The organism is Amycolatopsis sp. NBC_01488 (assembly GCF_036227105.1).
In the GTDB taxonomy this organism is placed as follows: Bacteria; Actinomycetota; Actinomycetes; order Mycobacteriales; family Pseudonocardiaceae; genus Amycolatopsis.
Window position 1 is genome coordinate 1179277 of sequence record NZ_CP109434.1, and the last position, 23602, is coordinate 1202878.

Sequence of the window (23602 nt, forward strand, 5' to 3'; positions counted from 1 at the left end):
TCCACACGCGGATCCGCCACCGCGGCGACGCGGTCGAGACACTGTAGCCAATACCCCATCGGGGGTCCGCCACGCGTCGGCATTGAGCGTGATCCACCCCACATTTCGACCGGTCAGGCCAGGTGCGAGGTGTCGTTGGCCAGGCGCACCGAAGCGTTGCCGTCCGGGTAGAACTCGACGATCGACAGCGACGCCAGATCCAGGTGCAGCCGGAACAGCAGCTGCGGCCCGGCGTCGAGGCCCATCCGGAGCAGCGACTTGATCGGCGTCACGTGGCTGACCAGCACCAACGTCCGCCCGCCGTGCTCGGCGATCAGCTCGTCGCGGGCCTTCCGGACACGCTGGTGGACGACGTCGAAGCTCTCCCCGTTGGGCGGCGGCACGGAGCTGTCGCCCAGCCAGGAGCGGTGCAGCTCGGGATCGCGCTCGGCCGCTTCGGCGAACGTCAGGCCTTCCCAGTCGCCGAAGTCGGTCTCGATGAGGCCGGGGTGGGTCTCGACGCGGCCGCCGAGCGCGTCGGCGACGGCCTGGGCGGTCTGCTTGGTGCGGGTGAGCGGCGACGAGATGATCGGGACGGCCTCGCCGTCGACGACCAGGCCCTCGGTCGCGGCCAGCCGTTTCGCCGCCGCTGCGGCCTGGGCACGGCCCAGCTCGGTCAGCGGGACGTCGCCGCGGCCGGAGTAGCGGCGCAGCGCCGACATCTCCGTCTGGCCGTGGCGCAGCAGGAGCAGCCGGGTCGGGGTGCCGCGGGCGCCGGTCCAGGCCACCGCCGCGCGGTCGGGGCGGCGGGTCGGCAGCTTGGGCGCGGCGACCTCCGGAGCACCCGAGTCCTGGGTGGCCTGCCGGGCGGCTCGACCGGCGACAGCAGCACCCGCGGGCTTGCCGGTGGCCTCGTCCATGGCCTCGTTGGCGAGCCGGTCGGCGTGGGAGTTCTGCGCCCGCGGGATCCACTCGTACCTCACGCGGGAGAAGCCGGCGGCCAGACCCTTGGCCCGCTCGGCGAGCGGCTGCATGTCCGGGTGCTTGATCTTCCAGCGCCCGGACATCTGCTCCACCACGAGCTTCGAGTCCATCCGGACGTCCACAGTGGACGCTCCGAGTTCGGCCGCGGCGGCGAGCCCGGCGATCAGGCCGTTGTACTCGGCGACGTTGTTGGTGACGACGCCGAGGCTTTCCTTGCGCTCGGCGAGGACCTGGCCGTCGCTGTCGCGAACCACCGCGCCGTAGCCGGCCGGGCCCGGATTGCCCCGGGAGCCCCCGTCCGCCTCGACGATCACGTGCGAGGTCACAGACCCGACTCCAGGGTCCGGACCAGGATCGCGCCGCAGTTCTCGCACTGGATGACGTCGTCCTCCGGAGCGCCCTTGATCTCGTTGACGGTGTTGCGGTCCAGCTCCAGCTGGCAGGCGCCGCAGCGGCGGGCCCGCAGCAGCGCGGCGCCGATGCCCTTGTGCTCGCGGACGCGCTCGTACAGCTTGAGCAGCGGCTCCGGGAAGCGCGGCAGCAGCTTCGCGCGGTCTTCGTCGCGGCGCGCGCGGGTGGTGTCGAGGTCCTTGAACGCCTCGTCGCGGCGGGCGATCGCGGCGGCGACCTCGGCCTCGGCCTTGTCGACCTCGGCGCCGGTGCGCTGCGCGTCCATGCCGAGGGCCTCGCGCTGCTCCATCAGCTCCAGCAGGTCGTCCTCGAGCGCGCTCTGCCGGCGCTGGAGCGACTGCAGCTCGTGCTCGATGTCGGCCATCTGCTTGGCGACGACGGTGCCGGACGCCAGGAGCTTGCGGTCGCGGTCCTCGCGGGCGCGCACCGACTCGATCTCCTTCTCCTGCCGGGCGATCTCGCGGTCGAGGTCGGACGCGGCGGTCTCCACGGACACGAGCGCGTCGCGGCGCTCGCGGGCGGTCTTCTCCCCCGCGTCGATCTCGGCCAGCTCGGGCAGGGTGCGGCGGCGGTGCGCGGTGCGCGAGAGCTCGGCGTCCACCTTGGCGAGCTCGAGCAACTGGCGCTGCACGGCGGGTTCGGCCTTCACGGTGCTCCTCTAAATCGATGTGCGCTCGGCGCGGACGTTCCACGGGTCGGTGCACCACGTGGAGACGTGAACGTCGACGTTACCCGCAAAGGCATCGGCCACGACCGCCGAGGCTTGCCCGCACCAGGGCCATTCGCTGGCCCAGTGGGTCAGCCCGACCAGCGCGGGCACCGGGCCGGGGTGCGCGAGGTGCTCACCGGCGGGGTGATGCCGCAGGTCGGCGGTGACGAAGGCGTCGACGCCGGCCGCGGTGGCCTGCTTCAGGTAGGAATCGCCGGCGCCGCCGGACACGGCGACGGTGCGGATCGGCCGGTCGGCGTCGCCCGCGCCGAGCACGCCGGGCACGGTCGCCGGGAGGGCGTCGGCGACGCGCTGGACGAAGCGCGCGAACGGCTCAGCCGCGGGCAGCTCCCCGAGGCGGCCGATGCCGGTGACGCCGTCCGCGTTCGGTTCGAGGGGCCCGGTCACGCGCAGCCCGATCGCCTGCGCGAGCGCGTCCGAGACGCCGGGGTCGGCGGAGTCGGCGTTGGTGTGCGCGCAGTACAGGGCGATGCCCTCGCGGATCATCCGGTGCACCAACGCGCCCTTGGCCGTGTCGGCCGGGACGCCGTGCACGCCGCGCAGCAGCAGCGGGTGGTGCGCGACGATCAGCTGCGCGCCGAGGTCGGCGGCCTCGTCGACGGTCTCGGCGACCGGGTCGACGCAGAAGAGCACGCGCGTGACGGGCTCGGCGGGGTCGCCGCAGACGAGGCCGACGGCGTCCCACGACTCGGCGAGCGCGGGCGGGTAGGCCTGCTCCAGGACGGTGATGATTTCGGAAAGCGCGGGCACCGGGGGATCTTCGCATGTACGGTGCCGGGCCATGCGAGTACTGGCTGTGCTCTTGACGGTGGTTTCCGGTCTCCTGCTCGCCACGGTTTCCGCTTCGGCGGCACCGGCGTCGCTGTGGCACCTGACGGACCTGGCGGCCCAGCGCGTCCGGATCGCCGACCAGGTGGCGGCCGCGAAGTACGGCACGCCGTCCCCGATCGACGACCCGGTGCGCGAGCAGCAGATCTACGACTCGGTGGCGGCGCGGGCCCCGGCGCTGGGCCTGGACCCGGCGGACGCGGTGCGGTTCTTCCACGCCCAGATCGAGGCGAACAAGGTGGTGCAGCGCGGGTTGTATGCGCGCTGGGACGCCCACCCGTCGGAGGTCCCGTCGACCCGGCCCGACCTCGGCGAGATCCGCCCGGTGATCGACCGCCTGAACACGGGGCTGCTGACGGAGCTGGCGGCGACCCAGCCGCTGCGGAAGTCCCGTTCGTGCCCCACCCGCCGGCTGGTGGCGGCGGGTGTCGCGGACGTGGTGCACCGCTTCGACGCCCTGCACGCACGCGCCTTGGGCGAAGCGACGTCGGCGACGTGCACTACCCGTTAGGGGCGCTCCGGCGACGGTGTGCGTGCCGCCGCCGCGAGCGCCGGTGGGGGGTCAGTTGCAGTTGCCGCAGCAGCCGCAGCCCTGACCGGTGCACTTCGAGCAGCACCCGTGCATGATCGCTCTCCTTCCGGTTCGCGTCCTCGCGTGATCGACGCTAAGTGGCGGCGCGGGGCGGCGGGTACCGCCGAGCGAGCGGGTGACCGGGTGAACCGGCCGGTTACGCTCGCGACGTGACGCACCTCGTCTTCGTCTGCTCCGGCAACATCTGCCGCTCGCCGATGGCCGAACTCGTGTTCCGCGCCCACCTCGACGACGCCGGCCTCGGCGACGTCCGGGTGACCAGCGCGGGCACCGGTCCGTGGCACGCCGGCGAGCCGGCCGACAAGCGCGCCCGGGCGACGCTCAAGGCCCACGGCTACCCCACCGCGCACGTCGCCTCCGAGGTGTCAGACGAAGACCTCGCCGCCGATCTGCTCCTGGCGGCCGACGAAGGGCACGCCGAGTTCCTGCGCTCCCGCGTCGGCGATCCCGCCAAGGTGCGGCTGCTGCGGTCCTTCGACCCGTCCGCCCCGGACGGAGCCGAGGTCCCGGACCCGTACTACGGCGGTGACGACGGCTTCGAAGACGTCCTCGGCATGATCGAGCGCTCGGTGCCCGGTTTGCTGGATTGGGTGCGTTCGCGCGGGTAGGAGTCACCGGTGACGGAGGTCGGCGGGCGCTCGCGAGGGGGCACGGCCTACCGTGGTGGGGTGCGGTTGCGGTTCCTGCTCAAGCCCGGGTGGCTGGCTCTGACGGCGGTGGTGTTCACGTTCGCCATCTGCTGCTTCACGCTGCTTTCGCCGTGGCAGTTCAGCCGCAACGCCGAGCGCGAGCAGCAGAACTCGTCGCTCGAGGCGTCGTTCACCGCGCCGCCCGTGCCGCTGGCGCAGCTGCTGCCGCCGGGGACCGCGCCCGGCGGGAAGACCGAGTGGCACCTGGTCTCGATCACCGGCCAGTACCTGGCGGACAAGGAAGTCGTCGCGCGGCTGCGGACGGTCCAGGGCGAGGGCGCCTTCGAGGTGCTGACGCCGCTGCGGACCACCGACGGCACGGTCGTCCTGGTCGACCGCGGGTACGTCCGGCTCGACAGCAAGTCCGGCGTGCTGCCGTACGCGCCGCCGCCGGCCGGGATCGTGCAGGTCACCGCGCGGGCGCGCGCCGACGAGACCGACCCGAAGCACCGGGACGCGTTCGCCGACGCGTCGACCGGCGGGCAGCTGCAGAGCTACGTCGTCGACTCGCGGGTCGTCGCGCGGGCGGCCAAGCTCGACATCCGGCCGGGGTACTTCCAGCTCGACGCCGGCCAGCCCGGCGTGCTGGGCGCGTTGCCGCTGCCGCAGACCGACTCGGGGCCGTTCCTGTCGTATGCGCTGCAGTGGATCGCCTTCGGCGCGATGGCGTTGCTGGGCTGGCTGTACTTCACCGTTCGCGAGCTGAAGCCGGGCGGTGCGCTGACCACGTCGTCGGAAGCGCCGACGCGCCGGAAGTCCGTCGCGGAGATCCTGGCCGAAGACGAGCTGGCCGAAAGTGGCCATCAGAAATAGCGCGATAATGGCCCTTTGGCAGTGCCACTTGGCGCGGTGATACTCGGGTCATGCTGATCCACCCCTGGGACGCGGCCGAGGACACCGAGTGGCGGGAGTGGCTGGCCGGCCACGACTTCGGCCAGCTGATCGCCGGGGGCGCGGGCCGCGACCTCCCGGTGGTGACCCCGGCGCACTTCGTGTTCGACGGCGACCGCACGGTCGTGACGCACCTGGCGCGCCCCAACCCGATCTGGCCGCTGCTGACCGAACACCCGCGAGCGCTGCTGACCGTGGTCGACGACTACGCCTACATCCGGGCGGACTGGAACACGGCCGCCGACCCGGCGTTCGGCGTCCCGACGTCGTACTACGCGACGGTGCAGCTCGAGGGGGACGTCCGGCTCGTCGACGACCCGGCGGAGAAGGCTTCCTTGCTGCAGAAGCAATTGCGGCACTTCGAACCGGACGGCGCACGGACGCCGGTGAGCGCGGCCCAGGAGTCGCCGGACCGGCGGCTGCTGCCGGGGATCCGCGGGATCGAGTTCACGATCACGGGCGTGCGGGCGAAGTTCAAGTTCGGCGGCAACAAGACGGCCGAGGACCGGGCGCGGATCGGCGGGAAGCTGGCCGAACGCGGCGGGCGGTTGGACGCGGAGGCGTTGACGCAGCTGCGCCGTCGCGGCTGAGGGCCCTCAGCCGCGACGAGCGACACCGGGCAGCGTCAGCCGCCGCAGCCCGGGACCGGCAGCACGTCGAGGAAACCGTGGATGGTCTCGCCCGTGGCGTGGTCGAGCGCGTCCGCGGTCATGTGCTCGGTGACGCCCGGCTGGTTGGCGGTCGGGTGCTGCTCCCGGATCCCCATGGTCGTCGACAGGTCGTCGCCGGTGAAGAAGATCTTGCCGTTGTCGGCGAAGGTGATCGTCCAGGTCTGGCCGGCGACGTTGGTGTGGATCTCGAACTCTTCCCCGACGACGAAGGATCCGCCGGGGCCGTCGTCGTCGTGCTTGGACTTCAGCGTGAACGGCGTGCCCAGGCTGCCGGTGGAATCCTGCTCGTAGGTGGGGCCGCAGCGGCGCCCCTTGGCCTCGGCACTGCCGCCGGTGACGACGAGGGTGACCAGGCTCGCGGCGACCACGCCCGCCGCAATGTGCTTGTACCGCACGAAATCCTCCCGTATCTCTGCGAAGCGTTGCCTACGCCTGTCGATACGAGGAGGAGTTACAAGTCAGCGCGAGCGGCGCCGGAGGCCCGCGACCAACGCGAGCACCACCGACGTCAGCCCGGCCAGCCACCCGACCACCCGGGACAGCTCCACCGCCCGCGTCACGTGCCCGGCGTCGGGATTGCGCCCCACCCCGAGCACCGGCAGCTCCGCGACCCCGTGCGGGTACACCGTCCGGCCGCCGACGCGGACCTCCAGCGCGCCCGCGAACGCCGCCTCCACCCGGCCCGCGTTCGGGCTCGGGTGGGCGATCGTGTCGCGGCGCCAAGCCCGCCACGCCCCGCCCGCCGAGCCGCCGACCACCGGGGCCGCGAGCACGGTCAGGCCCGCCGCCACCCGGGTCGGGACCAGGTGGACCAGCTCGTCCAGCCGGTCGATCGCCCAGTGCCCCCGGCGGCCCATGCGCGACCGGCGGAGCAGGCTGACCGCCCGCGCGCCGAGCAGGCCCGGGACGCCGGCCACCGCGCCCCAGACCAGGGGTGCGACCACCGCGTCCGAAGTGTTCTCCGCCAGCGTTTCCACCGAGGCCCGCGAAAGCCCGACCAGGTCCAGGCCGTCGGCCACGCGCGGGTCCAGTTCGGACAGCGTGGACCGCGCCGGGTCGAAGCGGGACTCCTCGAGGTCGCGGGCCAGCTCCGTGCCCTGCAGGGCCAGGCCGGCCGCGCCGAGGACCGCCCACGTCGTCACCGCCGTCGCCGACGCCTGCACCAGCGGACGGCCGCGGCCGGCGCGTTCGAGCAGGAGGCCGCCGGCGACCGCGGCGCCCGTGACCGCGAGGGCCCGGCCCTGCGAGAGGCGGCGGAACGCCGTCACGGGCGGGCGTCGACGGGCGTCGCCGAGGGCGCCGTCGGCCGCCACGCCCAACACCAGTCCGATCGCGCGCGCCGCGCTCACCCGTGCCCCCCGGCGGAAGAAAAGTCCAGTACGCGGCGAGGCTACTCGCCCCGCCGGCCGGACGTGCGGCGCAGGTGGTCGTGAGTGAGAAACAGCGTTAGAACGCTGTTTCCCACTCACGAGCGGCCTACTCGACCAGCGCCGCGATCTCGTCCCGGGCCTGGACGACGATGTCGCGCATCGCCCGCTCCGCCCGGTCCGCGTCTCCGGCCGCCACCGCCGCGGCCACCTCCAGGTGCAGCGCGACGGCCTCGGGCTGCGGCTCCGGCGGCATCAGCCCGTGCCCGGTCCGGCCGGTGAGCACCTCCGCGACGACCTCGGACAGCTGCGCGAACATCGGGTTCCCGGACGCGCCGAGCAGCAGGTCGTGGAACGCGATGTCGAACTCGAGGAACGTCGACAGGTCACGCGCCCGCGCCGTCCGGGCCAGCCGCTCCCCCAGCGCGCCGAGGCGGCCGCGCTCCTCCGGCGTCGCGCGCAGGGCCGCGTACCGCGCCGCGCACGGCTCGATCGCCGACCGCAGCTCGTTCAGCGTCGCGAGTGCCGCCGGCCGCGCCGGGCCGTCGAGCTGCCAGCGGATCAGGCGCGGGTCGTAGTGGTTCCACTCCGCGGGCTCCCGGACGATCACCCCGACCCGGCGCTTGCTGCTGGTCAGCCGCATCGTCTCCAGCACTCGGACGACTTCGCGCGCTACCGTCCGCGAAGCTCCGAAGCGCTCTTGGAGCTCTTCGGAGCGCAAGACGGTGCCCGGTTCCAGGGCGCCGTTCGCGATCGCCGCGCCCAGCGCGTCCAGTACCTGCTCGTGCCTGTCGGTCCCCACCCCGCCAACCTAGCGATCTGATTCGATTAAGTAGTACTTCATCTTGAATAAGTAGTACTTTTGAGTTTCACTCACCTGGGCACAACGAAGTGGGAGGTGCGGATGACCGTCATCGTGGTGATGGGGGTGTCAGGCTCCGGCAAGACGACGATCGGCACGGCGCTCGCGACCGCGCTGGACGTCGAGTACGCCGAAGCCGACAAGTTCCATCCGCAGGCCAACATCGACAAGATGACCGCGGGGCATCCGCTGACCGACGTCGACCGCGCCCCCTGGCTCGAGGCCATCGCCGGCTGGATCCGCGACCACCAGGACTCCGGCGGCGTCGTGACGTCGTCCGCGCTCAAGCGCCGCTACCGCGACGTCCTGCGGACCGGCGGAAACGTCTGGTTCGCCCACCTGCACGGCGACCGCGCGCTGCTGGCCGAGCGCATGAAGACCCGCACGGGTCACTTCATGCCGGTGTCGCTGCTGGATTCGCAGCTCGCCGACCTGGAATCCCTCGGGCCGGGCGAGCCCGGCGCGATCTTCGACATCGGCGGCACTCCCCAGGAGATCACCGAAGCCGCCCTCACCGCCTTCCGGGAGCACGCATGACCACCGTCCTCGCGGCCGCCTGGACCGGCCACGACACCCGCCTGATCACCGCGACCGTCGTCGCGATCGCCGTCATCGTCGTGCTGATCACGAAGGTGAAGCTGCACCCGTTCCTGTCGCTGGTGCTCGGTTCGCTCGTGCTCGGCCTGGCCGCCGGGATGCCGATCACGAACCTGATCAAGTCCTTCTCCGGTGGCGTCGGCAGCACGGTCGCGTCCGTCGGCATCCTGATCGCCCTCGGCGCGATGCTCGGCAAGCTGCTGGCCGACTCCGGCGGCGCCGACCAGATCGTCGACACCGTGCTCGGCAAGGCGCGCGGTGCCGCGCTGCCCTGGGCGATGGCGCTGGTCGCGGCGCTGATCGGGCTGCCGATGTTCTTCGAGATCGGGCTGGTCATGCTCATCCCGGTGGTGCTGCTCGCGGCCAAGCGCACCGGGAAGCCGTTGATGCTGCTGGGGATTCCGGCGGTCGCCGGCCTGTCGGTGCTGCACGGCCTGGTCCCGCCGCACCCGGGTCCGCTCGCCGCGGCGGGCGCGCTGAACGCGAACGTCGGGATCACGCTGGCGTTCGGCCTGCTCGTCGGCATCCCGACGCTGGTCGTCGCGGGCCCGCTGTTCGCGCGCGTCGCGGCCCGGCTGGTGCCGGACGCCGAGCCGCCCGAGCGGCTGATCCCGGAGCGCGCGGACACGGACAAGCCGCGGCCCAGCTTCGCGGCGACGTTGACGACCGTGCTGCTGCCCGTCGTGCTCATGCTCGCGAAAGCGCTCTCGGACATCCTGCTGGCCAAGGACAGCCAGGCGCGCAAGATCCTCGACTTCGTCGGCGACCCGCTGATCGCGCTGCTCGCGGCGGTGCTGGTGGGCATGGTGCTGCTGGGCCGCCCGGCCGGTCTCGACCGGGCACGGCTGTCCACTGTGGTCGGTGAATCGCTGGGCCCGATCGCCGGGATCATGCTGATCGTCGGCGCGGGCGGCGGGTTCAAGCAGACGCTGGTCGACGCCGGGGTCGGCGACGTCATCACGGGCCTGGCCAAGGACGCGCACCTCTCGCCGCTCCTGCTCGGCTGGCTGGTGGCGGTGGCGATCCGGCTGGCGACGGGTTCGGCCACGGTCGCGACGGTCTCGGCGGCGGGCATCGTGGCCCCGCTGGCGGCGGGGATGGATCCGTCGCACAGCGCGCTGCTGGTGCTCGCGATCGGGGCGGGGTCGCTGTTCTTCTCGCACGTGAACGACGCCGGGTTCTGGCTGGTGAAGGAGTACTTCGGGCTGTCGGTCGGGCAGACACTGAAGACGTGGTCGGTGATGGAGACGCTGATTTCGGTGGTGGCGATCGCGCTGATCCTGCCGCTGTCGCTGGTGGTTTAGGCCCCGCACGGCCAAGGGCCGTCACCCCAGCCGGGGTGACGGCCTTTTCGCGCCGTTGACATGTGACCTTTTGGTCACCTATCCTCGCTCACGTGCCCGATGACGACCTGGTGTTCAAGGCGCTGGCGGATCCGACCCGCCGGTTCCTGCTCGACCTGCTCTTCGAGCGCGACGGCCGCACGCTCACCGAGCTGGAGACCCAGGTCGACATGACCCGCTTCGGCGTCATGAAGCACCTCAAGCTCCTCGAGGAGGCCGGGCTCGTCGTCGCGCGGAAGGAAGGCCGGGAAAAGCGGCACTTCCTCAACCCCGTGCCGATCCGGCAGATCCACGACCGGTGGATCGACAAGTACACCGAACGCCACGTCACCGCCCTGCTCGACCTCAAGAACGAACTGGAAGGCGAAGAACCATGACGACCACCGTGCAGGTCCACCGCGTCTACATCAAGGCCACCCCGGAGCGCATCTGGGAGGCCATCACCAAGCCCGAGTGGACCCAGAAGTACGGCTACACCGGCCTCGCCGACTTCGACCTCAAGGTCGGCGGCAAGCACCGCACCCGCCCGACGCAGGAGTTCATCGACGCCGGGTTCACCGGCGACCTCGTCGACGGCGAGGTCCTCGAGCTCGACCCGCCGCGCAAACTCGTCATCACCTGGAAGCTGCTCATGGGTCCCGAGGAGATGTCCGCCGAGCCGTACACGACGCTCACCTACGACATCGAAGCGACGAAGACCGCCGGCACCAGGCTGACCGTCACGCACGACGTCACCGGCGCGCCGCTCACCGGCGAGATGGTCAGCGGCGTCCACGAGGACGTCAACGCGGGCCCCGGCGAGAACGCGGGCGGCGGCTGGGACTGGATCCTGTCGGACCTCAAGTCCCTGCTGGAGACCGGCGAGATCCTCGTCCCCGCGCCGTGAAAAGGTCTGGTGGCCCGCCTCGCGCCGCTTCGAGGCAGGCCACCAGGTCTAGGTGCGCTGGGTCGCCGCCTTCAGCGACGCCTTCGCGGCGTCCGACGCGCCCAGCGTGTCCAGTCCGAACAAAGCCGCGCCCACGACGGGGTTGACGTCCACGACGCGCACCACCGCGCGCGGTGCCACCTTCAGGCAGCGCCGCTCGATCTCCGCGATCACCGGCGCGCCGATCCCGGTCAGCACCCCGCCACCGAGGACGATCTCCGGCGCCTCCTCGGTCAGCTCCAGGTTCCGCAGGATCACCGCCGCGAACACGCTGACCTCCTCGACGAACCGGGTGACGATGTCCGACGCGACCTCGTCGCCCGCTGCCGCGACCTCGAACAGCAGCGGGCACAGCCCGTGAATCGAGGCGGCCGGAATTTCTTCGAAGTGCAGGCCCTGCACGACGTCCAGCAGCGTCGGCTTGCCGAAGAAGGAAGCCACCGCCGCCTGCAACGCGGTCCGCGGGCCGCGGCCGTCCTCGGCGCGCACGGCCCACCACAGGGCCTCCTCGCCGAGGCGGTAGCCGCCGCCCCAGTCGCCGGAGATCTTGCCCAGTGCGGGAAAGCGGTGCACGCGGCCGTCCGGGCCGACGCCGGCGCCGTTGATCCCGGCGCCGCACACGACCGCGACCCCCACCCCCGCGCTGCCCGCCCGGAGCAGCGCGAGGGTGTCGTTGCCGACGGTCAGGGTGTCGCTCCACCCGCGCGCGGACAGCGCCGCGTGCAGCGCCTCTTCCTCGCGCGGGAAATCCAGCCCGGCCAGGTACGCCGAGGTGTGCACCGCGAACGGCTTTTCGCCGAAGTCCGGGTAGGCCGCCAGCACCAGGCCTTCCAACGCCGTGACGCAGGCCGCGACGCCGATGTTCTGCGGTGACGCACCGGGCCCACGCGACTTGCCCAGCACGACGCCGTCTTCCGAGATCACCAGGACCTCGGTCTTGCTGTTGCCGCCGTCGATGGCGATAACCGCAGGCCTCATCCGCGCGCCCACGGCAGGTACTCGCGGTTGATCTGCACCAGGGAGTCGGCGAGCGTGTCGGCCTTCGTGTACTGCCCGACCAGGGGGTGCGCCAGCAGCGCGTCCGCCACCCGATCGCGGCCGCCCTTGATCGCCGCCTCCAGCGCCAGGAACTCGTACGCGGTCGTGGCCGCGATGAGGCCCGAGTACTGAGGCTCCACCGGCGGCTGCGGGATCGCCGTCGCCCCCTTGGAGTCCACAATGGACCGTGACTCGATGACGGCGTCGTCCGGCAGGAACGGGAACGTCCCGTCGTTGCGGACGTTCACCACGTGCTCCTCGGCCGGCCCGCCCGCGGTCAGCGCGTGCACAAGTTGCACCGCGGCTTCCGAGTAGTACGCCCCGCCGCGCTTCTCCAGCGACTCCGGCTTCGTGTTCTGCTCCGGGTCGAGGTAGATCTTCAGCAGCTCTTCCTCGACGTCGGACACGACGTCCGCGCGCGGCCGCTCGGTGCGCTGCTTGGTGACCTGCTCGTCGTGCGCGTAGAAGTACTTCAGGTAGTACGACGGCACGACGTTCATCCGCCGCAGCCACTTCTCCGGCACGCTGACCTCGGTGGACAGGTAGTCCAGGTGCTCCTCGAGCAGCTCGGGGAGCCGGTCGACGCCGTCGACGAGCGCGCCACGCTCCCAGCTCAGGTGGTTGAGTCCGGTGTGGACGAGCTTGACGTCGTCCGCGCCGACCCCCAGGAGCTTCCCGAACTGCCGCTGCAGGTTGATCGCGACGTTGCACAGCCCGACCGCGCGGTGGCCTTCCTGCAGCAGCGCGCGCGTGACGATGCCGACCGGGTTGGTGAAGTTGACGATCCACGTGTCGTCGCCGGCGATCTTGCGGACGCGGTCGGCGATGTCGAGCACCACCGGCACCGTGCGCAGCGCCTTCGCCAGCCCGCCCGCGCCGGTCGTCTCCTGCCCGACGCAGCCGCAGGCGTGCGGGAACGTCTCGTCGGAACGCCGCGCCCGCTGGCCGCCGACACGCAGCTGGATCAGCACCGCCGACGCGCCGTCGACGCCCTCTTCCAGCGACTGCGTGGTCCGCACCTGCGCCGGGTGACCGGCGTGGTCGAGGAGGCGTTGACTGAACCCGCCGACGGCCTCGACGCGGTAGGCGTCCGGGTCGACCAGCACGATCTCGTCGACGTCCAAAGTGGACCGGCGCCCGGCGATCCCGTCGATCAGTTCCGGCGTGTAGGTGGACCCGCCACCGACGACTGCCAGCTTCATCCCTTGACTCCCGTGAATGTGATGCCCTTGACGAACGACTTCTGCGCGAACACGAACAGCACGATCACCGGCGCCATGATCAGCGCGGTCGCCGCCATCGTCATGTTCCACTCGACGTGGTGCATGCCGCGGAAGGACGCGATCGCCAGCGAAAGCGGCCAGTGGTCCTGGTTCTCGCCGGTGTAGAGCAGTGGCCCGAAGTAGTCGTTCCAGGTGAACAGGAAGCAGAACATCGCGGTGGCCGCGATCCCCGGCTTGGCCATCGGGATCAGCACCCGGACCATCGCCTGGAACTCGGTACAGCCGTCGATCTTCGCCGCCTCGATGTAGTCCTTCGGAATCGTCAAGAAGAACTGCCGGAGCAGGAAGATCGAGAACGCGTCGAAGAAGAAGTACGGCACGATCAGCGGAACCAGCGTGCCGGTGAGGCCCATCCGGACCCACAGGTCGTACAGCGGCACGACGGTGACCTGTGGCGGCAGCAGCATCGCGGCCACGGTCAGCATGAAGAACAGGTTCTGCCCGCGCCACCGCAGCTTCGCGAGGCCGTACGCCGCCGGGATCGCCGAGAGCAGCGCGCCCGCCGTCGCGCACGCCGAGTACAGCAGGCTGTTGCCGAAGTACTCCAGCAGCGGGGCCTTCTTGAACACCGTGACGAAGTTCTCGAAGTGCCATTCGGACGGCCACAGGCTCGCCGTCATCGCCTGGTCGCTCTTCATCACCGCGGTGAGGAAGACGAACAGGAGCGGCAGCATGAAGATCACGCCGAGGGCGATCCCGACCGAATGCAGCGCGATGAACGACAGCCGCTTGTCCCAGTTGCGCTTGAACTGCACGCGAGGCGGCACGGAGGCCGGCGGCTTGCGCGCGGTGTCGGACAGCGTGATCATGCCGCCTCCTCCTGGTGCTGGGACTTCCGCAGCTGCCGCACGAGAATCCAGGTGAACGCCGACGACACGATGAACAGCAGCACGGCCATCGCCGCCGCGTAGCCCATGTTGAAGTAGCGGAATCCCTGGACGTACAACCAGATCGGGTACGTCAGCGTCGAGTTCTCCGGTGCGCCGATGAGCTTCGAGTTGCCGGCGACGTCCGCCGTGCCCGCCGAAGCCGACGCCGCGACGATCGCCTGCGTGAAGAACTGCAGGGCGTAGATGATCGAGTTGACCACGCCGAACAGCAGGACCGGCGAGATCGACGGCAGCGTGACGTGCCAGAACCGGCGGACCGGGCCGGCGCCGTCGAGGGCGGCTGCTTCGTACTGCTCGGTCGGGACGTCCAGCAGCGCGGCCAGGATGATGATCATCAGCTCGCCGGAGCCCCACAGCGCGAGCAGCGTCAGCGCGGGCTTCGACATGGCCGGGCTGTTGAACCACAGGCCGCCGTCGATGCCGACGAGCCGCAGGAACCGGTTGACCGGGCCGAACTCCGGGTTGAACACGAAGACGAACGCCAGGGTCGCCGCCGCGGGCGGGGCGAGCGTCGGCAGGTAGCAGAGCGTCCGGACCAGGCCGACGCCCGACTTGAGCCGCGAAATCACCGACGCGATGCCGAGGGAGAACACCACCCGGCAGACCGTCAGGACGACCACCAGCCACAGCGTGTTGTACGCGGCCGTGCCGACCAGCGGCTCGGTGGTGAACATCCGGACGTAGTTGTCGAAGCCGATGAACTGCGGCGGGTTGATCAGGTCGTACCGGGTGAACGAGTAGTAGACCGTGGCGATCAGCGGGTAGCCGAAGAAGATCAGGAACCCGAGGAACGCCGGGGCCATGAAGAAGACGACGGTCCGGCGGCGCTTGGCCCGGCGGGCCCCCGTCCGCACCTTGGCAGGTGCGGACGGGGAAGCCTTTTGCGCGAGCGTGGACGTCATCCGCCCGCGCCCTTCTGCTTGAGTTCGTCGTTGACCTGCGCGTCCACCTTCGCCAGGCCCGCGGTCAGGTCGGGGATCGACCCGGCCTGCCACTTCTCGGCGAAGTCGTTGACCGCCTTGAGGTGCGCGTCGCCGATCGGGGTGGTCTGGTTGGCCACCAGCTTGCCGCTGTCGTAGATGTCGAGGAACGTCTTGAACTGCGGCTGCAGGTCCAGCTTCGGCGAGGTCAGCGACGCCTTGGTGCTGGGCACGTTCTTCAGGCCGTTGGCCATGTCCACCAGCGTGTCGGTGTCCAGGGTGACCTGCTTGATGAGCTCCCACGCGGCGCCGGGGTTCTTGGCGCCCTTGGGGATCGCGATGATCGTGCCGGTGGTGAAGCCGCCGCCGTAGTGGTCGGCCATCGTGTCGAGCACCGGGAACGGCGCGGTCTGGTACTTGACGTCGGGTGCCTGGTCCTTGAGGAACGCGGTGCGGAACTCGCCGTCCATGATCATGGCGAGCTTGCCCTTCTGGAAGCCGTGGTCGGCGGAGTACTCGTCACCGAGGCCGGCCTTGAACTTCTCGACCTTGTCGTGGCCGCCGTAGAAGTCGATGAGCTGCTTCTGGAACTCGAACATCGCCTTCCAGCCGGGATTGCTGGCGAGGTCCGACTTGCCGTCCGGGCCGAGGAAGGGCGCGCCGAAGTACTGCGCCCAGTACTGGGCCTGGTTGGCGTAGAACGGCATCGAAGGCAGGAAGCCCGCGACCTTGATCGAGCCGTCCGGGTTGAACTCGGTCAGCTTCTTGGTGTCCTCGAACAGCTCCGACATCGTCTTCGGCGGCGAAGTGATGCCCTTCGACGCGAACATGTCGGTGTTGTAGTACATCCCGTAGACGTCGGCGAGCATCGGCATCGCGCACCGCTTGCCCTGGTACTCGGTGTAGTTGCGGACCGCGTCCGGGATTTGGTTCAGGTCGATCTTGTCGCGGTCGATGTAGGGCTTGAGGTCCTGGAAACTGCCGGTGGAGCACCAGGCGCCCAGGTTGTCGGTGTAGAAGGAGATCGCGACGTCGGGTGGGTTGCCGCCGCGGATCGACTGCGTCAGCTTGTCGTCGTCCTGGTTGCCCTCGTGCTTGATCTCGATGTTCGGGTACTTCGCCTTGAGCTTGTTCAGGCCCGCGGTGACCACGCCGTACTCGCGGTCGGTGAACTTGGAGTACACGGTGATCGTGAGCTTGTCGTCCTTGCCGGGCGCGGCGGCCGCGTTACCGCCGCCGCTCGGGGCGGCGGCGCCGGAACAGGCGCTGGTCAGCAGGACGGACGCCGCGGCGGCGACCGCTAACAGCGAGCCGCGGCGGATCCGGGTGGTAGGGGGCATGGCCCTCCTCCTCATCGGTTGGGGCTACTCGGTTGGGGACGGGGCGGGACGGGTGTTCGGGAGGGCCTCCGGGGTCTTGCCGAGTGGCTCTCCGACCGCGGGCCTGCGCGACCCGAGGAGCGTGGGGGTGACGACGCCGAAGACGTCCTCACGGGCGGTGGCCAGCGCGGACTGCAGCGCACCGGCGCGGACGGCGTTGCCCTGCACCGAAGCGCAGCCGACGGGCGTGCGCGGCAGGACCAGTTCGTGCAGCTTTTCCTGCACCAGCGCGGCGAAGTTCTCGCCACCGGCGCGGCTGGTGTCGCCGCAGAGGAGCACGAGCTGCGGGTCGGCGACCGCGACGAGGTTGGCCACGCCCCCGGCGACCCGCCTCGCGAGGTCCTCGAGGAAGGGGTGCCGCTGCCCGGCTTGGGTGACGGCGTCCCAGGCGGTCTCGGCCTGGATGCCGTGCGCGGCGGCGAGGCGGCAGATGGCGGGCGAGTCGACCAGGTTGCCGAACCGCGCGCCGGCCTCGGGCCAGACGTCGCCGGTGTCCACGGTGGCCGGGTCGGGCACGCGCATCCAGTCGATCTCGCCGCCCCCGCCGGTGGCGCCGCGCAGCAGCCGGCGTCCGATCACGACCGCGCCGCCGACGCCTTCGGACAGCCACACCATGACGAAGTCGTCGACGTCCTGGGCCTGCCCGACGCTCATCTCCTCGACGGCGACGAGGTTGACGTCGTTCTCGATGAGGACGTCGACGCCGAGGTCGTCGGAGAGCTTCTGCGGGACGTCGAAGCCGAGCCAGCCGGGGATGTGCGGGGCGGAGGAGAGCAGGCCGGTCCGCGGATCGAACGCCCCCTGCGCGCCGATCACGACGTGGGCCAGCTGCTCCCGGGTGATCCCGGCTTCTCCGGCGACTTTCTGGAGGGCCTCCCCGAAGGTTCCGACGACGTCGGCGCCTTCGTGGACGGGCAGCGGCGTCCGGTATTCGGCGAGCACGATCCCGGCGACGTCGGCGACGACGAAGTCCGCGATGTGCGGTGTCAGGTCCACGGCGGCGACGAAGGCGAGGCTGCCGTTGGCGGCCCAGAGCTGGGCGCGCGGCCCCCGTCCGCCTCCTCGGACGCCGGCCTTCATGACGAGGTTGTCCTGCTCGAGGCGGGTGAGGAGCTGCGCGGTGGCGGGCTTGGAGAGCCCGATGGCGAGCTCCAGCTCGGCGCGGGTCAGGGGGCCTTCCCGGAGGAGGACCTCGATGGCGGCGCGATCGTTGATCTCGCGCAGCATCCGCGGGCTACCGGCTCGCACGCATCGCCCCCGACTTAATTAGGATACTTTACAGACGGTTTCGCAGGACTGTAGTGAGCCGGGGCACAGCCGTCAACGGTCTCGCGAAACGGCCAGGTAACGCTTGCCGGCGCGCTGGGCTATGTGGACGAAACACCGGTGAACGAGTTCCGACGGGCTCGCACGAGACGCAACGAGAACGGCCCCGACGCGAGCCGGGGCCGTTGTGTGGTCGCTCTGTCGCGGGCGGTTACTCCTCCGCGTCCGCCCAGGCCTTGAGCATCACGCGGGCGATGGACGAGTTGCCCGGCAGGATGATCTCCGCCGCGCCTCCGGCGATCGGGGTCGGCTTCGACCCCTCGCCCCGGGCCGAACTGTTCGCGAACGCCTCGCGCACCTCCGCGCGTGACACCCACAGCGCCTCTTCGATCTCCCCGTCCGCCGGGACCAGCGGCAACGACCGGTCGGCCCGCGCCGTGAACCCGAGCATGATCGAACGCGGGAACGGCCAAGGCTGACTGCCGAGGTACCGGATGTCCGAGACAGCGGCACCGACCTCCTCGCGGATCTCACGCAGGACGCACGCCTCCAGCGACTCGCCCGCCTCGACGAACCCGGCCAGCACCGAATACCGCCCGGCCGGCCAGATCGGCTGGCGCGCCAAGAGCACGTGGGAGCCGTTGGTCCCCTCGGAAGAGTGGACCAGGCAGATCACCGCCGGGTCCGTGCGGGGGTACTCCTCACGGCCGTCGTTCGTGCACTTGCTGGCCCAGCCGAACTGGATCAGCTCGGTCGGATGACCACAGCGCGTGCAGAACTTGGCTTGACGACGCCAGAAGCGCAACGCCTGCGCCGTCGTGAACAGCCCGGCCGACGTGTCGTCCAGCAGGTCGCCGTAGCCGCGCAGCTCGACCCAGATCTCGCCGTCGACGCGCGGGACCTCCTCGACGAAGCCCCAGCTGCCCGCCATCTTCACCGTGTCCGCGTCACCGGACGGGCCGCCCGGCAGCGACCAGTAGTCCACGTCCTGCCACTCGCCGAGGAACGCCGCGTCGGCGGGCGGCGTGGAGCCGAAGTCGATCGCCTTGCGGAACGCCAGCACGGACGAGCCCTCGACGACCGGGGTGCGCCCGGCGTCGTCCAGCAGGACGACCCGGGCGTCGGGCCAGCGCGACACCAGCCGCGAAGGATTGGTGCGCAAGCCTTCCTGACGGTCCACAGTGGACCGAGACAGCGTCGGCAGGGCACCGAGGGTGAACGGGACGGACATCAGGCCGGCTCGCCCACGACGACGTCGCCGAGGGACAGGAGCTTGCGTTCCAGGACCCCCGCGTCGCCGACCACCACACCCGTGAACCGCTTGGGCGCGAAGTACTTCAGCGCCGCTTCGGCCACCTCGTCGGCGGTCACCGCCGCCACCCGCGCCGGGTGCTCGTTGAGCCACTCGAGGCCCAGCCCCGTCGAGGCCAGCGCCAGCACCTGGCCGGCCAGCCCGGACTGCGACGACGTCGACGTCAGCAGCGAGCCGATCGCGTACTGCCGCACCGACTCCAGTTCGTCGCCCGTCGGCGGGACCTGGCCGAGGCGGCCCAGCTCGTAGCGGGTCTCCAGCAGCGCCGGCGCCGTCGCCTCGGTCGCGGTGTCCGCGTCGACGTTGACCACCGCGGTGCCGTCGGTGAACTCGAACCCGGAGTGCGCGGAGTACGTGTACCCCTTGTTCTCGCGGATGTTCTCCACCAGCCGCGACGAGAAGTACCCGCCGTAGGCCAGGTTCGCCAGCTGCAGTGCCGCGTAGCCGGGGTCGGTGCGCGGCACGGTCTGCGCCGAGAGCCGGATCTGCGACTGCACGGCGCCGGCGCGCGGCACCAGCCGCACGGTCGGCCCGGTCAGGTCGGGCAGCGGCGGCAGCCGGACGGCGGAGCGGTCGGACGCCCAGCCGCCGAGCACTTTCTCCAGGTCGCCGACAACGGCGGCCGGGTCGAGGTCGCCGACCAGCACCAGCACCGAGCCGCGCGGCAGCACGGACGCCTGGTGCAGCGCGCGGACCTGCTCGGGCGTCACGACGGCGACGTCTTCGGCCTTCGGAACCTCGCGCGTGGCCGGGTGGTCGCCGTAGCGGTGCTTCTGCAGCGCCTCCCGCGCGATCGTGCGCGGCTGGGTGCGCGAGACGGCGATCCGCTCGACCAGCCGCTCCTTCTCGCGCGCGATTTCGTCGTCGGCGTACGTCGCCCCAGTGAGGACGTCGCCGAGCACGTCGAGGAACGTCGGGAGCTTGTCGGCGAGCGCGGATCCGGTCAGCACCAGGCGTTCCGGGTCGACGCCGGCGCCGATGTCGCCGCCGATCAGGGCCAGCTCGGCGTCGATCTCGATGCGGTTGCGGCGCGCGGTGCCGGTCAGGATCGTCTCGGCGAGCACCTCGGCGGTCGCCGGGTGCAGCGCGTCGTCACCCGCGAACGGGATCCACAGCCGGGCCTCGACCAGCGGGACGGTCGCCTTGCGCACGGCCAGCACGCGCAGGCCGTTCGCCAGCTCGGTGTCCACATGGGACAGATCGCCGGCGACCCGCTGTTCGCCCAGCGGGGGCAGCGGGCGCGGCCCCCGCGTGGTGCGGCCGATCTCCTCGGCCGTGCGGTGCGTTGCAGAAGTCACTGCTCGTTGTTCCCTTCCGAAGCGGGCTTGACCACCAGCACGGCGCGCGCGTCCGGGCGCAGCGCCTTCGCCGCGGCCGACACGGCTTCCGAGGTGACGGCGGACATCCGGTCCGCGAGCTTGTACACCAGCGACGCGTCGCCGTAGAGCAGTTCGAACGAGCCGAGGGCCAGGGTCCGGGACACCAGCCGGTCGTGCTCGGAGTGCAGGCTCGCCGTCCAGCGGGCGGTGACCTTGCGCAGCTCCTCCTCGCCCGGTGGGCTGTCGGCGAGCTTCTGCAGCTCGTCGTCCAGCGCGGCGAGCACGCGCTCGCGCGGCACCTCGTGCGGGTGGATCAGGGTGATGGTGAACGTGTCGGGGTCGCGGGCCTCGAACGGCCCGAACAGCCCGGCGCCGGCGCCGATGTCGACTACCAGGGGCTCGCGGTGCACCAGCCGCTGCTGCAGGCGGGAGCCGTCGCCGTCGGTGAGGACGCCGGCGAGCACGAGGTAGGCCAGGTAGCCGTCGACGTCGTTGATCGGGTCGGGCATCCGGTAGCCGATGCCGAGCGCGGGCAGCGGGGCGTGCGGGTCCTCGACCTCGCCGTGCAGCTCGGTGGTCGGCAGCGGCTCGGCGAAGGACGGGCGCTGCGGCGCCGGCCGGTGCGGGACGTCGCCGAAGTGCGTCTCGATCAGCTTCTTGGCGTTGTCGACCTCGAAGTCGCCGGCCACCGTGAGCACGGCGTTCGCCGGCGCGTAGTACGTGTCGAAGAACGCCGCGCAGTCTTCGACCGTGGCGCTCTCGAGGTCCTCGAAGCCGCCATAACCGTTGTGCGCGTTGGGGAACGTCGAGTACAGGACCGGCGGCAGGGTGATCCACGGGAACCCGCCGTAGGGCCGGTTCAGCACGTTGAGCCGGATCTCTTCCTTGACGACGTCGATCTGGTTCGCCAGGTTCTCCGCGGTCAGCTTCGGCGCGCGCATCCGATCGGCTTCGAGGAACAGGGCGCGTTCCAGCGCGGCGCTCGGCAGCACCTCGAAGTAGTCGGTGTAGTCCGGGTGCGTGGACCCGTTGAAGGTGCCGCCGCTGGACTGCACGTGCCGGAAGTGGGCGAGCTTCTCGAGGCTCTCCGAGCCCTGGAACATCAGGTGCTCGAAGAGGTGCGCGAACCCGGTGCGCCCCTCCGGCTCGGAGCGGAAGCCCACGTCGTAGTGGACGCTGACGCCGACCACCGGCGCGGTCGCGTCGGGTGCGAGGACCACGCGCAGACCGTTGTCGAGGGTGTATCGGACGAGCTCGGGATCGGCCATGGCCCCACCCTACGACGACCCGCCGGTTCCCCGCGTGCCACCTCGTGAGTGGGAAACAGTGTTCTTACCCTGTTTCTCACTCACGAGGTCCTGGAGGCGGCCGCGGTGGGCGGCGGCGAAGGTGCCCGCCGGCGCCGTCGCGAAGGGTCCGGCCTGGTCAGGGGCGATGACGCCGTCACGTCAGTACACCGGCGGTGGGTGCTCGAGCCCGTCGAAAGCGGCGCCCCGGCGAACACGGTCAGCGGGACGCCCGGGTGGACGCGGTGAGCAGCCCGTCGAGCGCGGTCAGGAACGACGGGAAGTGCGTGCCGAAGCGGCGCAGGTCGTGGTCGGACTCCATGCCGCCGTACCAGTACAGGCCGGCCGAGCCGTCGGACGCCGGGTTGAGCGTGGCGAAGGTGCCGAGCCAGCGTTCGGTGTCGCCCAGCACCACCGCGTACGGCAGCGAGCGCGAGAACACCATTTCCCGGTCGGCCGCCGGGATGTCCTCGGCCCTGGCGGTGTGCAGGTAGTCGAGCAGGCCGCGGACCTGGCCGACGAGCACCCGGCCGCGCGCGGTGCGCGAGGGCAGCAGCGCGGCCGCGGCGGCGACGGCGAGCCCGGCCAGCGCGACCGCGACGCCGAGCAGCGCATCGCCGATCGTGAAGGTGAGGACCGCGGTGGCGACCGCGCCGAGCGCGAAGATCCCGGCGCCGAGCCAGGTCAGCCGGCCACGGGCGGTGTCGGGGCGGCGGGAGAACCAGCGCTTGGTGACGACGTCGGCGTACATCGCGTCACTGATCTTGCGCAGGTCGAGGGCGCCGCGGGCGCGCAGCTGCGAGACGAGCACCGCGTCGGTGCCGGCCGGCAGCAGCGTCTCGTAGACGGCGCGCTCGAAGTCGTGGAGGTGCTCGTCCGGCGGGTTGCGGCGGGCGATCTGCCAGTCCTGCCCGTTCGGCCCCGGTACTTCGGCGAGCCAGAGGTAGTTGCGGACGGCGAGGTCGACGACGGTGGCGCTGATGTCGACGACGTCGACGGTCTCGTCGACGACCGTGCCGACCTGGCCGGGCAGGACGCCGTCCGGGCTCGCGAAGAAGACGCGGTCGCCGTCGCGCAGGAGGACCTCGACCGGGCCGGTGGCGGTGGTGAGCGCGCCCGCGTCCTCCTTGCGGCGGCGCCGGACGAAGAGGCCGCCGCCGATCAGGAAGACGAGCAGGAGCGCGAAGACGACGCCGGTCAGCGGGGTGAAGGCGAAGGCGGTGGCGAAGAGGCCGACGTCGGCGAACTTCGCGTTGGCCGGGACGGTGTTCGCCGGCAGGCCGACGAGCAGGTCGACGCGGTCACCGGGGGCGACGTCGTCCTGTTCGAGCCGGACGACGCCGGTGTGGTCGAGCTCGGCGAGGGTGCAGCGCTGGTTCGAGCCGATGGGGCCGGCGAAGCAGTCCACAGGGGACAGCCGGGGCGACGGCGCGAGGAAGGACGCGGTGAGTTTGGCGAGCGGGGCGTCGAAGCCGCTCGCGACCTGCCAGCGCGCTTGCTGGCGGCCGCTCTGGTCGGCGATGGCGCCGTCGACGGTGAACGTGGCGCTTCCGGTGCCGCCGCTGAAGGTGAGGACGAGCTGGTCGCCGGTGAGCCGGCTGGTGGCGGCGCCCTCGGTCTTGACGTCCCTGACCGCGAAGACGCGGTCCTGGTCGTCACTGGCCGAGACTTTCAGCGGAACGCGCGAGGTGAGCTGCCTGCCGCCGGGGACGGTGACCTGCTCGGTGACTTCGAGGGTGCCGTCACGCAGGACCTTGAGGGCGACGTCGGCGGTGGCACCTTCGGGCGGCTGGACGTCTTGGCCGTTGAGCTGCTGGGGTTTCTTGACCTGTTCGGACGGAGCGTTCGGCAGGACGGGCCCGGCGGACGGCCCCTGCGCGGCGGCGGGCCCGGCCGACAGCACGATCGCCACCGCGGCGACCGCGGCCGCTGTCCCCCATTTGCTCAACACAGCACCACACCCTAGAGCACCCGATCTATGCTGACGCCCGGAACGGCGAGATCGTCGCAGGTACGCCGGTTCCGACGGAGAAATCGCAC

The 23602-nt window shown here is 71.2% G+C and carries 24 protein-coding genes; 8 read left to right on the plus strand and 16 right to left on the minus strand.

Annotation, left to right across the window (positions count from 1 at the left end; genetic code table 11):
- Positions 1–113: 113 nt before the first annotated feature.
- The 3 genes from OG738_RS05415 to OG738_RS05425 are packed head-to-tail and all read right to left on the minus strand — an operon-like array spanning position 114 to position 2854.
- On the minus strand, positions 114–1289 hold the full coding sequence (locus OG738_RS05415) for a bifunctional RNase H/acid phosphatase (RefSeq protein ID WP_329051731.1): 1176 nt from the start codon (positions 1287–1289) through the stop codon (positions 114–116).
- The gene (locus OG738_RS05420) at positions 1286–2023 is read right to left on the minus strand and encodes a zinc ribbon domain-containing protein (protein ID WP_329051733.1); all 738 of its coding nucleotides are present in this window, start codon (positions 2021–2023) and stop codon (positions 1286–1288) included. Before OG738_RS05420 ends, OG738_RS05415 begins: the two co-directional genes overlap by 4 nt.
- A gap of 9 nt (positions 2024–2032) precedes the next feature.
- On the minus strand, positions 2033–2854 hold the full coding sequence (locus OG738_RS05425) for a Nif3-like dinuclear metal center hexameric protein (RefSeq protein ID WP_329051735.1): 822 nt from the start codon (positions 2852–2854) through the stop codon (positions 2033–2035).
- A 31-nt stretch (positions 2855–2885) separates the two neighbouring features.
- Between OG738_RS05425 and OG738_RS05430 the strand changes: the two genes are divergently transcribed.
- The 4 genes from OG738_RS05430 (at position 2886) to OG738_RS05445 (ending at position 5694) form a co-directional block, all read left to right on the plus strand.
- Positions 2886–3443, plus strand: a complete 558-nt coding sequence (locus tag OG738_RS05430) for a chorismate mutase (RefSeq protein ID WP_329051737.1) — start codon at positions 2886–2888, stop codon at positions 3441–3443.
- Between the two features lie 230 nt (positions 3444–3673).
- A complete protein-coding gene (locus OG738_RS05435; RefSeq protein WP_329051739.1) occupies positions 3674–4132 on the plus strand; it encodes a low molecular weight protein-tyrosine-phosphatase in 459 nt (152 codons plus the stop codon).
- A 60-nt stretch (positions 4133–4192) separates the two neighbouring features.
- Complete coding sequence (locus OG738_RS05440; protein WP_329051741.1) at positions 4193–5026, plus strand: SURF1 family cytochrome oxidase biogenesis protein; 834 nt, start codon at positions 4193–4195, stop codon at positions 5024–5026.
- 50 nt (positions 5027–5076) lie between these two features.
- On the plus strand, positions 5077–5694 hold the full coding sequence (locus OG738_RS05445; protein WP_329051742.1) for an FMN-binding negative transcriptional regulator: 618 nt from the start codon (positions 5077–5079) through the stop codon (positions 5692–5694).
- A 35-nt stretch (positions 5695–5729) separates the two neighbouring features.
- Here OG738_RS05445 and OG738_RS05450 read toward each other — a convergent pair whose 3' ends face one another.
- From OG738_RS05450 to OG738_RS05460, 3 genes are all read right to left on the minus strand, one after another.
- The gene (locus OG738_RS05450) at positions 5730–6170 is read right to left on the minus strand and encodes a hypothetical protein (protein WP_329051744.1); all 441 of its coding nucleotides are present in this window, start codon (positions 6168–6170) and stop codon (positions 5730–5732) included.
- 63 nt (positions 6171–6233) lie between these two features.
- Positions 6234–7124: a cobalamin biosynthesis protein CobD/CbiB gene (locus tag OG738_RS05455; RefSeq protein ID WP_329051745.1), complete on the minus strand. Its 891-nt coding sequence runs from the start codon at positions 7122–7124 to the stop codon at positions 6234–6236.
- Between the two features lie 127 nt (positions 7125–7251).
- Positions 7252–7944 carry a FadR/GntR family transcriptional regulator gene (locus tag OG738_RS05460; RefSeq protein WP_329051747.1) on the minus strand — a complete coding sequence of 231 codons (693 nt, stop codon included), beginning with the start codon at positions 7942–7944 and terminating at the stop codon, positions 7252–7254.
- Between the two features lie 102 nt (positions 7945–8046).
- On the opposite strand from OG738_RS05460, the gene OG738_RS05465 reads away from it, so the two are divergent.
- The 4 genes from OG738_RS05465 to OG738_RS05480 all read left to right on the plus strand — a co-directional run bounded on the left by OG738_RS05465 (position 8047) and on the right by OG738_RS05480 (position 10830).
- Positions 8047–8541, plus strand: coding sequence for a gluconokinase (locus tag OG738_RS05465; protein WP_329051748.1), 495 nt, complete (start codon positions 8047–8049; stop codon positions 8539–8541).
- Positions 8538–9905 (plus strand): GntT/GntP/DsdX family permease, encoded by a 1368-nt coding sequence (locus OG738_RS05470; RefSeq protein ID WP_329051749.1) that lies wholly within the window; start codon positions 8538–8540, stop codon positions 9903–9905. Before OG738_RS05465 ends, OG738_RS05470 begins: the two co-directional genes overlap by 4 nt.
- Positions 9906–9997: 92 nt before the next feature.
- Entirely contained in the window at positions 9998–10321 is a 324-nt protein-coding gene (locus OG738_RS05475; RefSeq protein ID WP_285482766.1) for an ArsR/SmtB family transcription factor, read from the plus strand.
- Positions 10318–10830 carry an SRPBCC domain-containing protein gene (locus OG738_RS05480; protein WP_329051752.1) on the plus strand — a complete coding sequence of 171 codons (513 nt, stop codon included), beginning with the start codon at positions 10318–10320 and terminating at the stop codon, positions 10828–10830. The genes OG738_RS05475 and OG738_RS05480 overlap by 4 nt, the downstream gene beginning before the upstream one ends.
- Before the next feature lie 48 nt (positions 10831–10878).
- Here the strand turns inward: OG738_RS05480 and OG738_RS05485 are convergent, their stop codons facing one another.
- The 10 genes from OG738_RS05485 to OG738_RS05530 all read right to left on the minus strand — a co-directional run bounded on the left by OG738_RS05485 (position 10879) and on the right by OG738_RS05530 (position 23513).
- On the minus strand, positions 10879–11847 hold the full coding sequence (locus tag OG738_RS05485; protein WP_329051753.1) for an N-acetylglucosamine kinase: 969 nt from the start codon (positions 11845–11847) through the stop codon (positions 10879–10881).
- Entirely contained in the window at positions 11844–13109 is a 1266-nt protein-coding gene (locus OG738_RS05490) for a 6-phospho-beta-glucosidase (protein ID WP_329051754.1), read from the minus strand. The genes OG738_RS05485 and OG738_RS05490 overlap by 4 nt, the downstream gene beginning before the upstream one ends.
- Positions 13106–13999, minus strand: a complete 894-nt coding sequence (locus OG738_RS05495; protein ID WP_329051756.1) for a carbohydrate ABC transporter permease — start codon at positions 13997–13999, stop codon at positions 13106–13108. The genes OG738_RS05490 and OG738_RS05495 overlap by 4 nt, the downstream gene beginning before the upstream one ends.
- Positions 13996–14982 carry a carbohydrate ABC transporter permease gene (locus OG738_RS05500; RefSeq protein ID WP_329051757.1) on the minus strand — a complete coding sequence of 329 codons (987 nt, stop codon included), beginning with the start codon at positions 14980–14982 and terminating at the stop codon, positions 13996–13998. The genes OG738_RS05495 and OG738_RS05500 overlap by 4 nt, the downstream gene beginning before the upstream one ends.
- A complete protein-coding gene (locus OG738_RS05505; RefSeq protein WP_329051759.1) occupies positions 14979–16340 on the minus strand; it encodes an extracellular solute-binding protein in 1362 nt (453 codons plus the stop codon). Before OG738_RS05505 ends, OG738_RS05500 begins: the two co-directional genes overlap by 4 nt.
- Before the next feature lie 24 nt (positions 16341–16364).
- Positions 16365–17606, minus strand: a complete 1242-nt coding sequence (locus OG738_RS05510) for an ROK family transcriptional regulator (protein ID WP_329056567.1) — start codon at positions 17604–17606, stop codon at positions 16365–16367.
- A 250-nt stretch (positions 17607–17856) separates the two neighbouring features.
- Entirely contained in the window at positions 17857–18876 is a 1020-nt protein-coding gene (gene nudC, locus OG738_RS05515) for an NAD(+) diphosphatase (protein WP_329051760.1), read from the minus strand.
- Positions 18876–20255: a M16 family metallopeptidase gene (locus tag OG738_RS05520; protein ID WP_329051761.1), complete on the minus strand. Its 1380-nt coding sequence runs from the start codon at positions 20253–20255 to the stop codon at positions 18876–18878. The genes nudC and OG738_RS05520 overlap by 1 nt, the downstream gene beginning before the upstream one ends.
- Positions 20252–21544, minus strand: a complete 1293-nt coding sequence (locus OG738_RS05525; protein ID WP_329051762.1) for a M16 family metallopeptidase — start codon at positions 21542–21544, stop codon at positions 20252–20254. Before OG738_RS05525 ends, OG738_RS05520 begins: the two co-directional genes overlap by 4 nt.
- A 238-nt stretch (positions 21545–21782) precedes the next feature.
- Positions 21783–23513, minus strand: coding sequence for a DUF2207 domain-containing protein (locus OG738_RS05530; protein WP_329051764.1), 1731 nt, complete (start codon positions 23511–23513; stop codon positions 21783–21785).
- Positions 23514–23602 lie beyond the last annotated feature (89 nt).

What these genes read in the sequence shown, in the direction of transcription:
- OG738_RS05430 (WP_329051737.1), top strand. Translation starts at nt 2,886, where the DNA reads ATGCGAGTACTGGCTGTGCTCTTGACGGTGGTTTCCGGTCTCCTGCTC.
- OG738_RS05445 (WP_329051742.1), top strand. Translation starts at nt 5,077, where the DNA reads ATGCTGATCCACCCCTGGGACGCGGCCGAGGACACCGAGTGGCGGGAG.
- OG738_RS05465 (WP_329051748.1), top strand. Translation starts at nt 8,047, where the DNA reads ATGACCGTCATCGTGGTGATGGGGGTGTCAGGCTCCGGCAAGACGACG.
- OG738_RS05470 (WP_329051749.1), top strand. Translation starts at nt 8,538, where the DNA reads ATGACCACCGTCCTCGCGGCCGCCTGGACCGGCCACGACACCCGCCTG.
- OG738_RS05480 (WP_329051752.1), top strand. Translation starts at nt 10,318, where the DNA reads ATGACGACCACCGTGCAGGTCCACCGCGTCTACATCAAGGCCACCCCG.
- OG738_RS05485 (WP_329051753.1), bottom strand. Translation starts at nt 11,847, where the DNA reads ATGAGGCCTGCGGTTATCGCCATCGACGGCGGCAACAGCAAGACCGAG.
- OG738_RS05490 (WP_329051754.1), bottom strand. Translation starts at nt 13,109, where the DNA reads ATGAAGCTGGCAGTCGTCGGTGGCGGGTCCACCTACACGCCGGAACTG.
- OG738_RS05495 (WP_329051756.1), bottom strand. Translation starts at nt 13,999, where the DNA reads ATGATCACGCTGTCCGACACCGCGCGCAAGCCGCCGGCCTCCGTGCCG.
- OG738_RS05500 (WP_329051757.1), bottom strand. Translation starts at nt 14,982, where the DNA reads ATGACGTCCACGCTCGCGCAAAAGGCTTCCCCGTCCGCACCTGCCAAG.
- OG738_RS05505 (WP_329051759.1), bottom strand. Translation starts at nt 16,340, where the DNA reads ATGCCCCCTACCACCCGGATCCGCCGCGGCTCGCTGTTAGCGGTCGCC.
- OG738_RS05510 (WP_329056567.1), bottom strand. Translation starts at nt 17,606, where the DNA reads ATGCTGCGCGAGATCAACGATCGCGCCGCCATCGAGGTCCTCCTCCGG.
- nudC (WP_329051760.1), bottom strand. Translation starts at nt 18,876, where the DNA reads ATGTCCGTCCCGTTCACCCTCGGTGCCCTGCCGACGCTGTCTCGGTCC.
- OG738_RS05525 (WP_329051762.1), bottom strand. Translation starts at nt 21,544, where the DNA reads ATGGCCGATCCCGAGCTCGTCCGATACACCCTCGACAACGGTCTGCGC.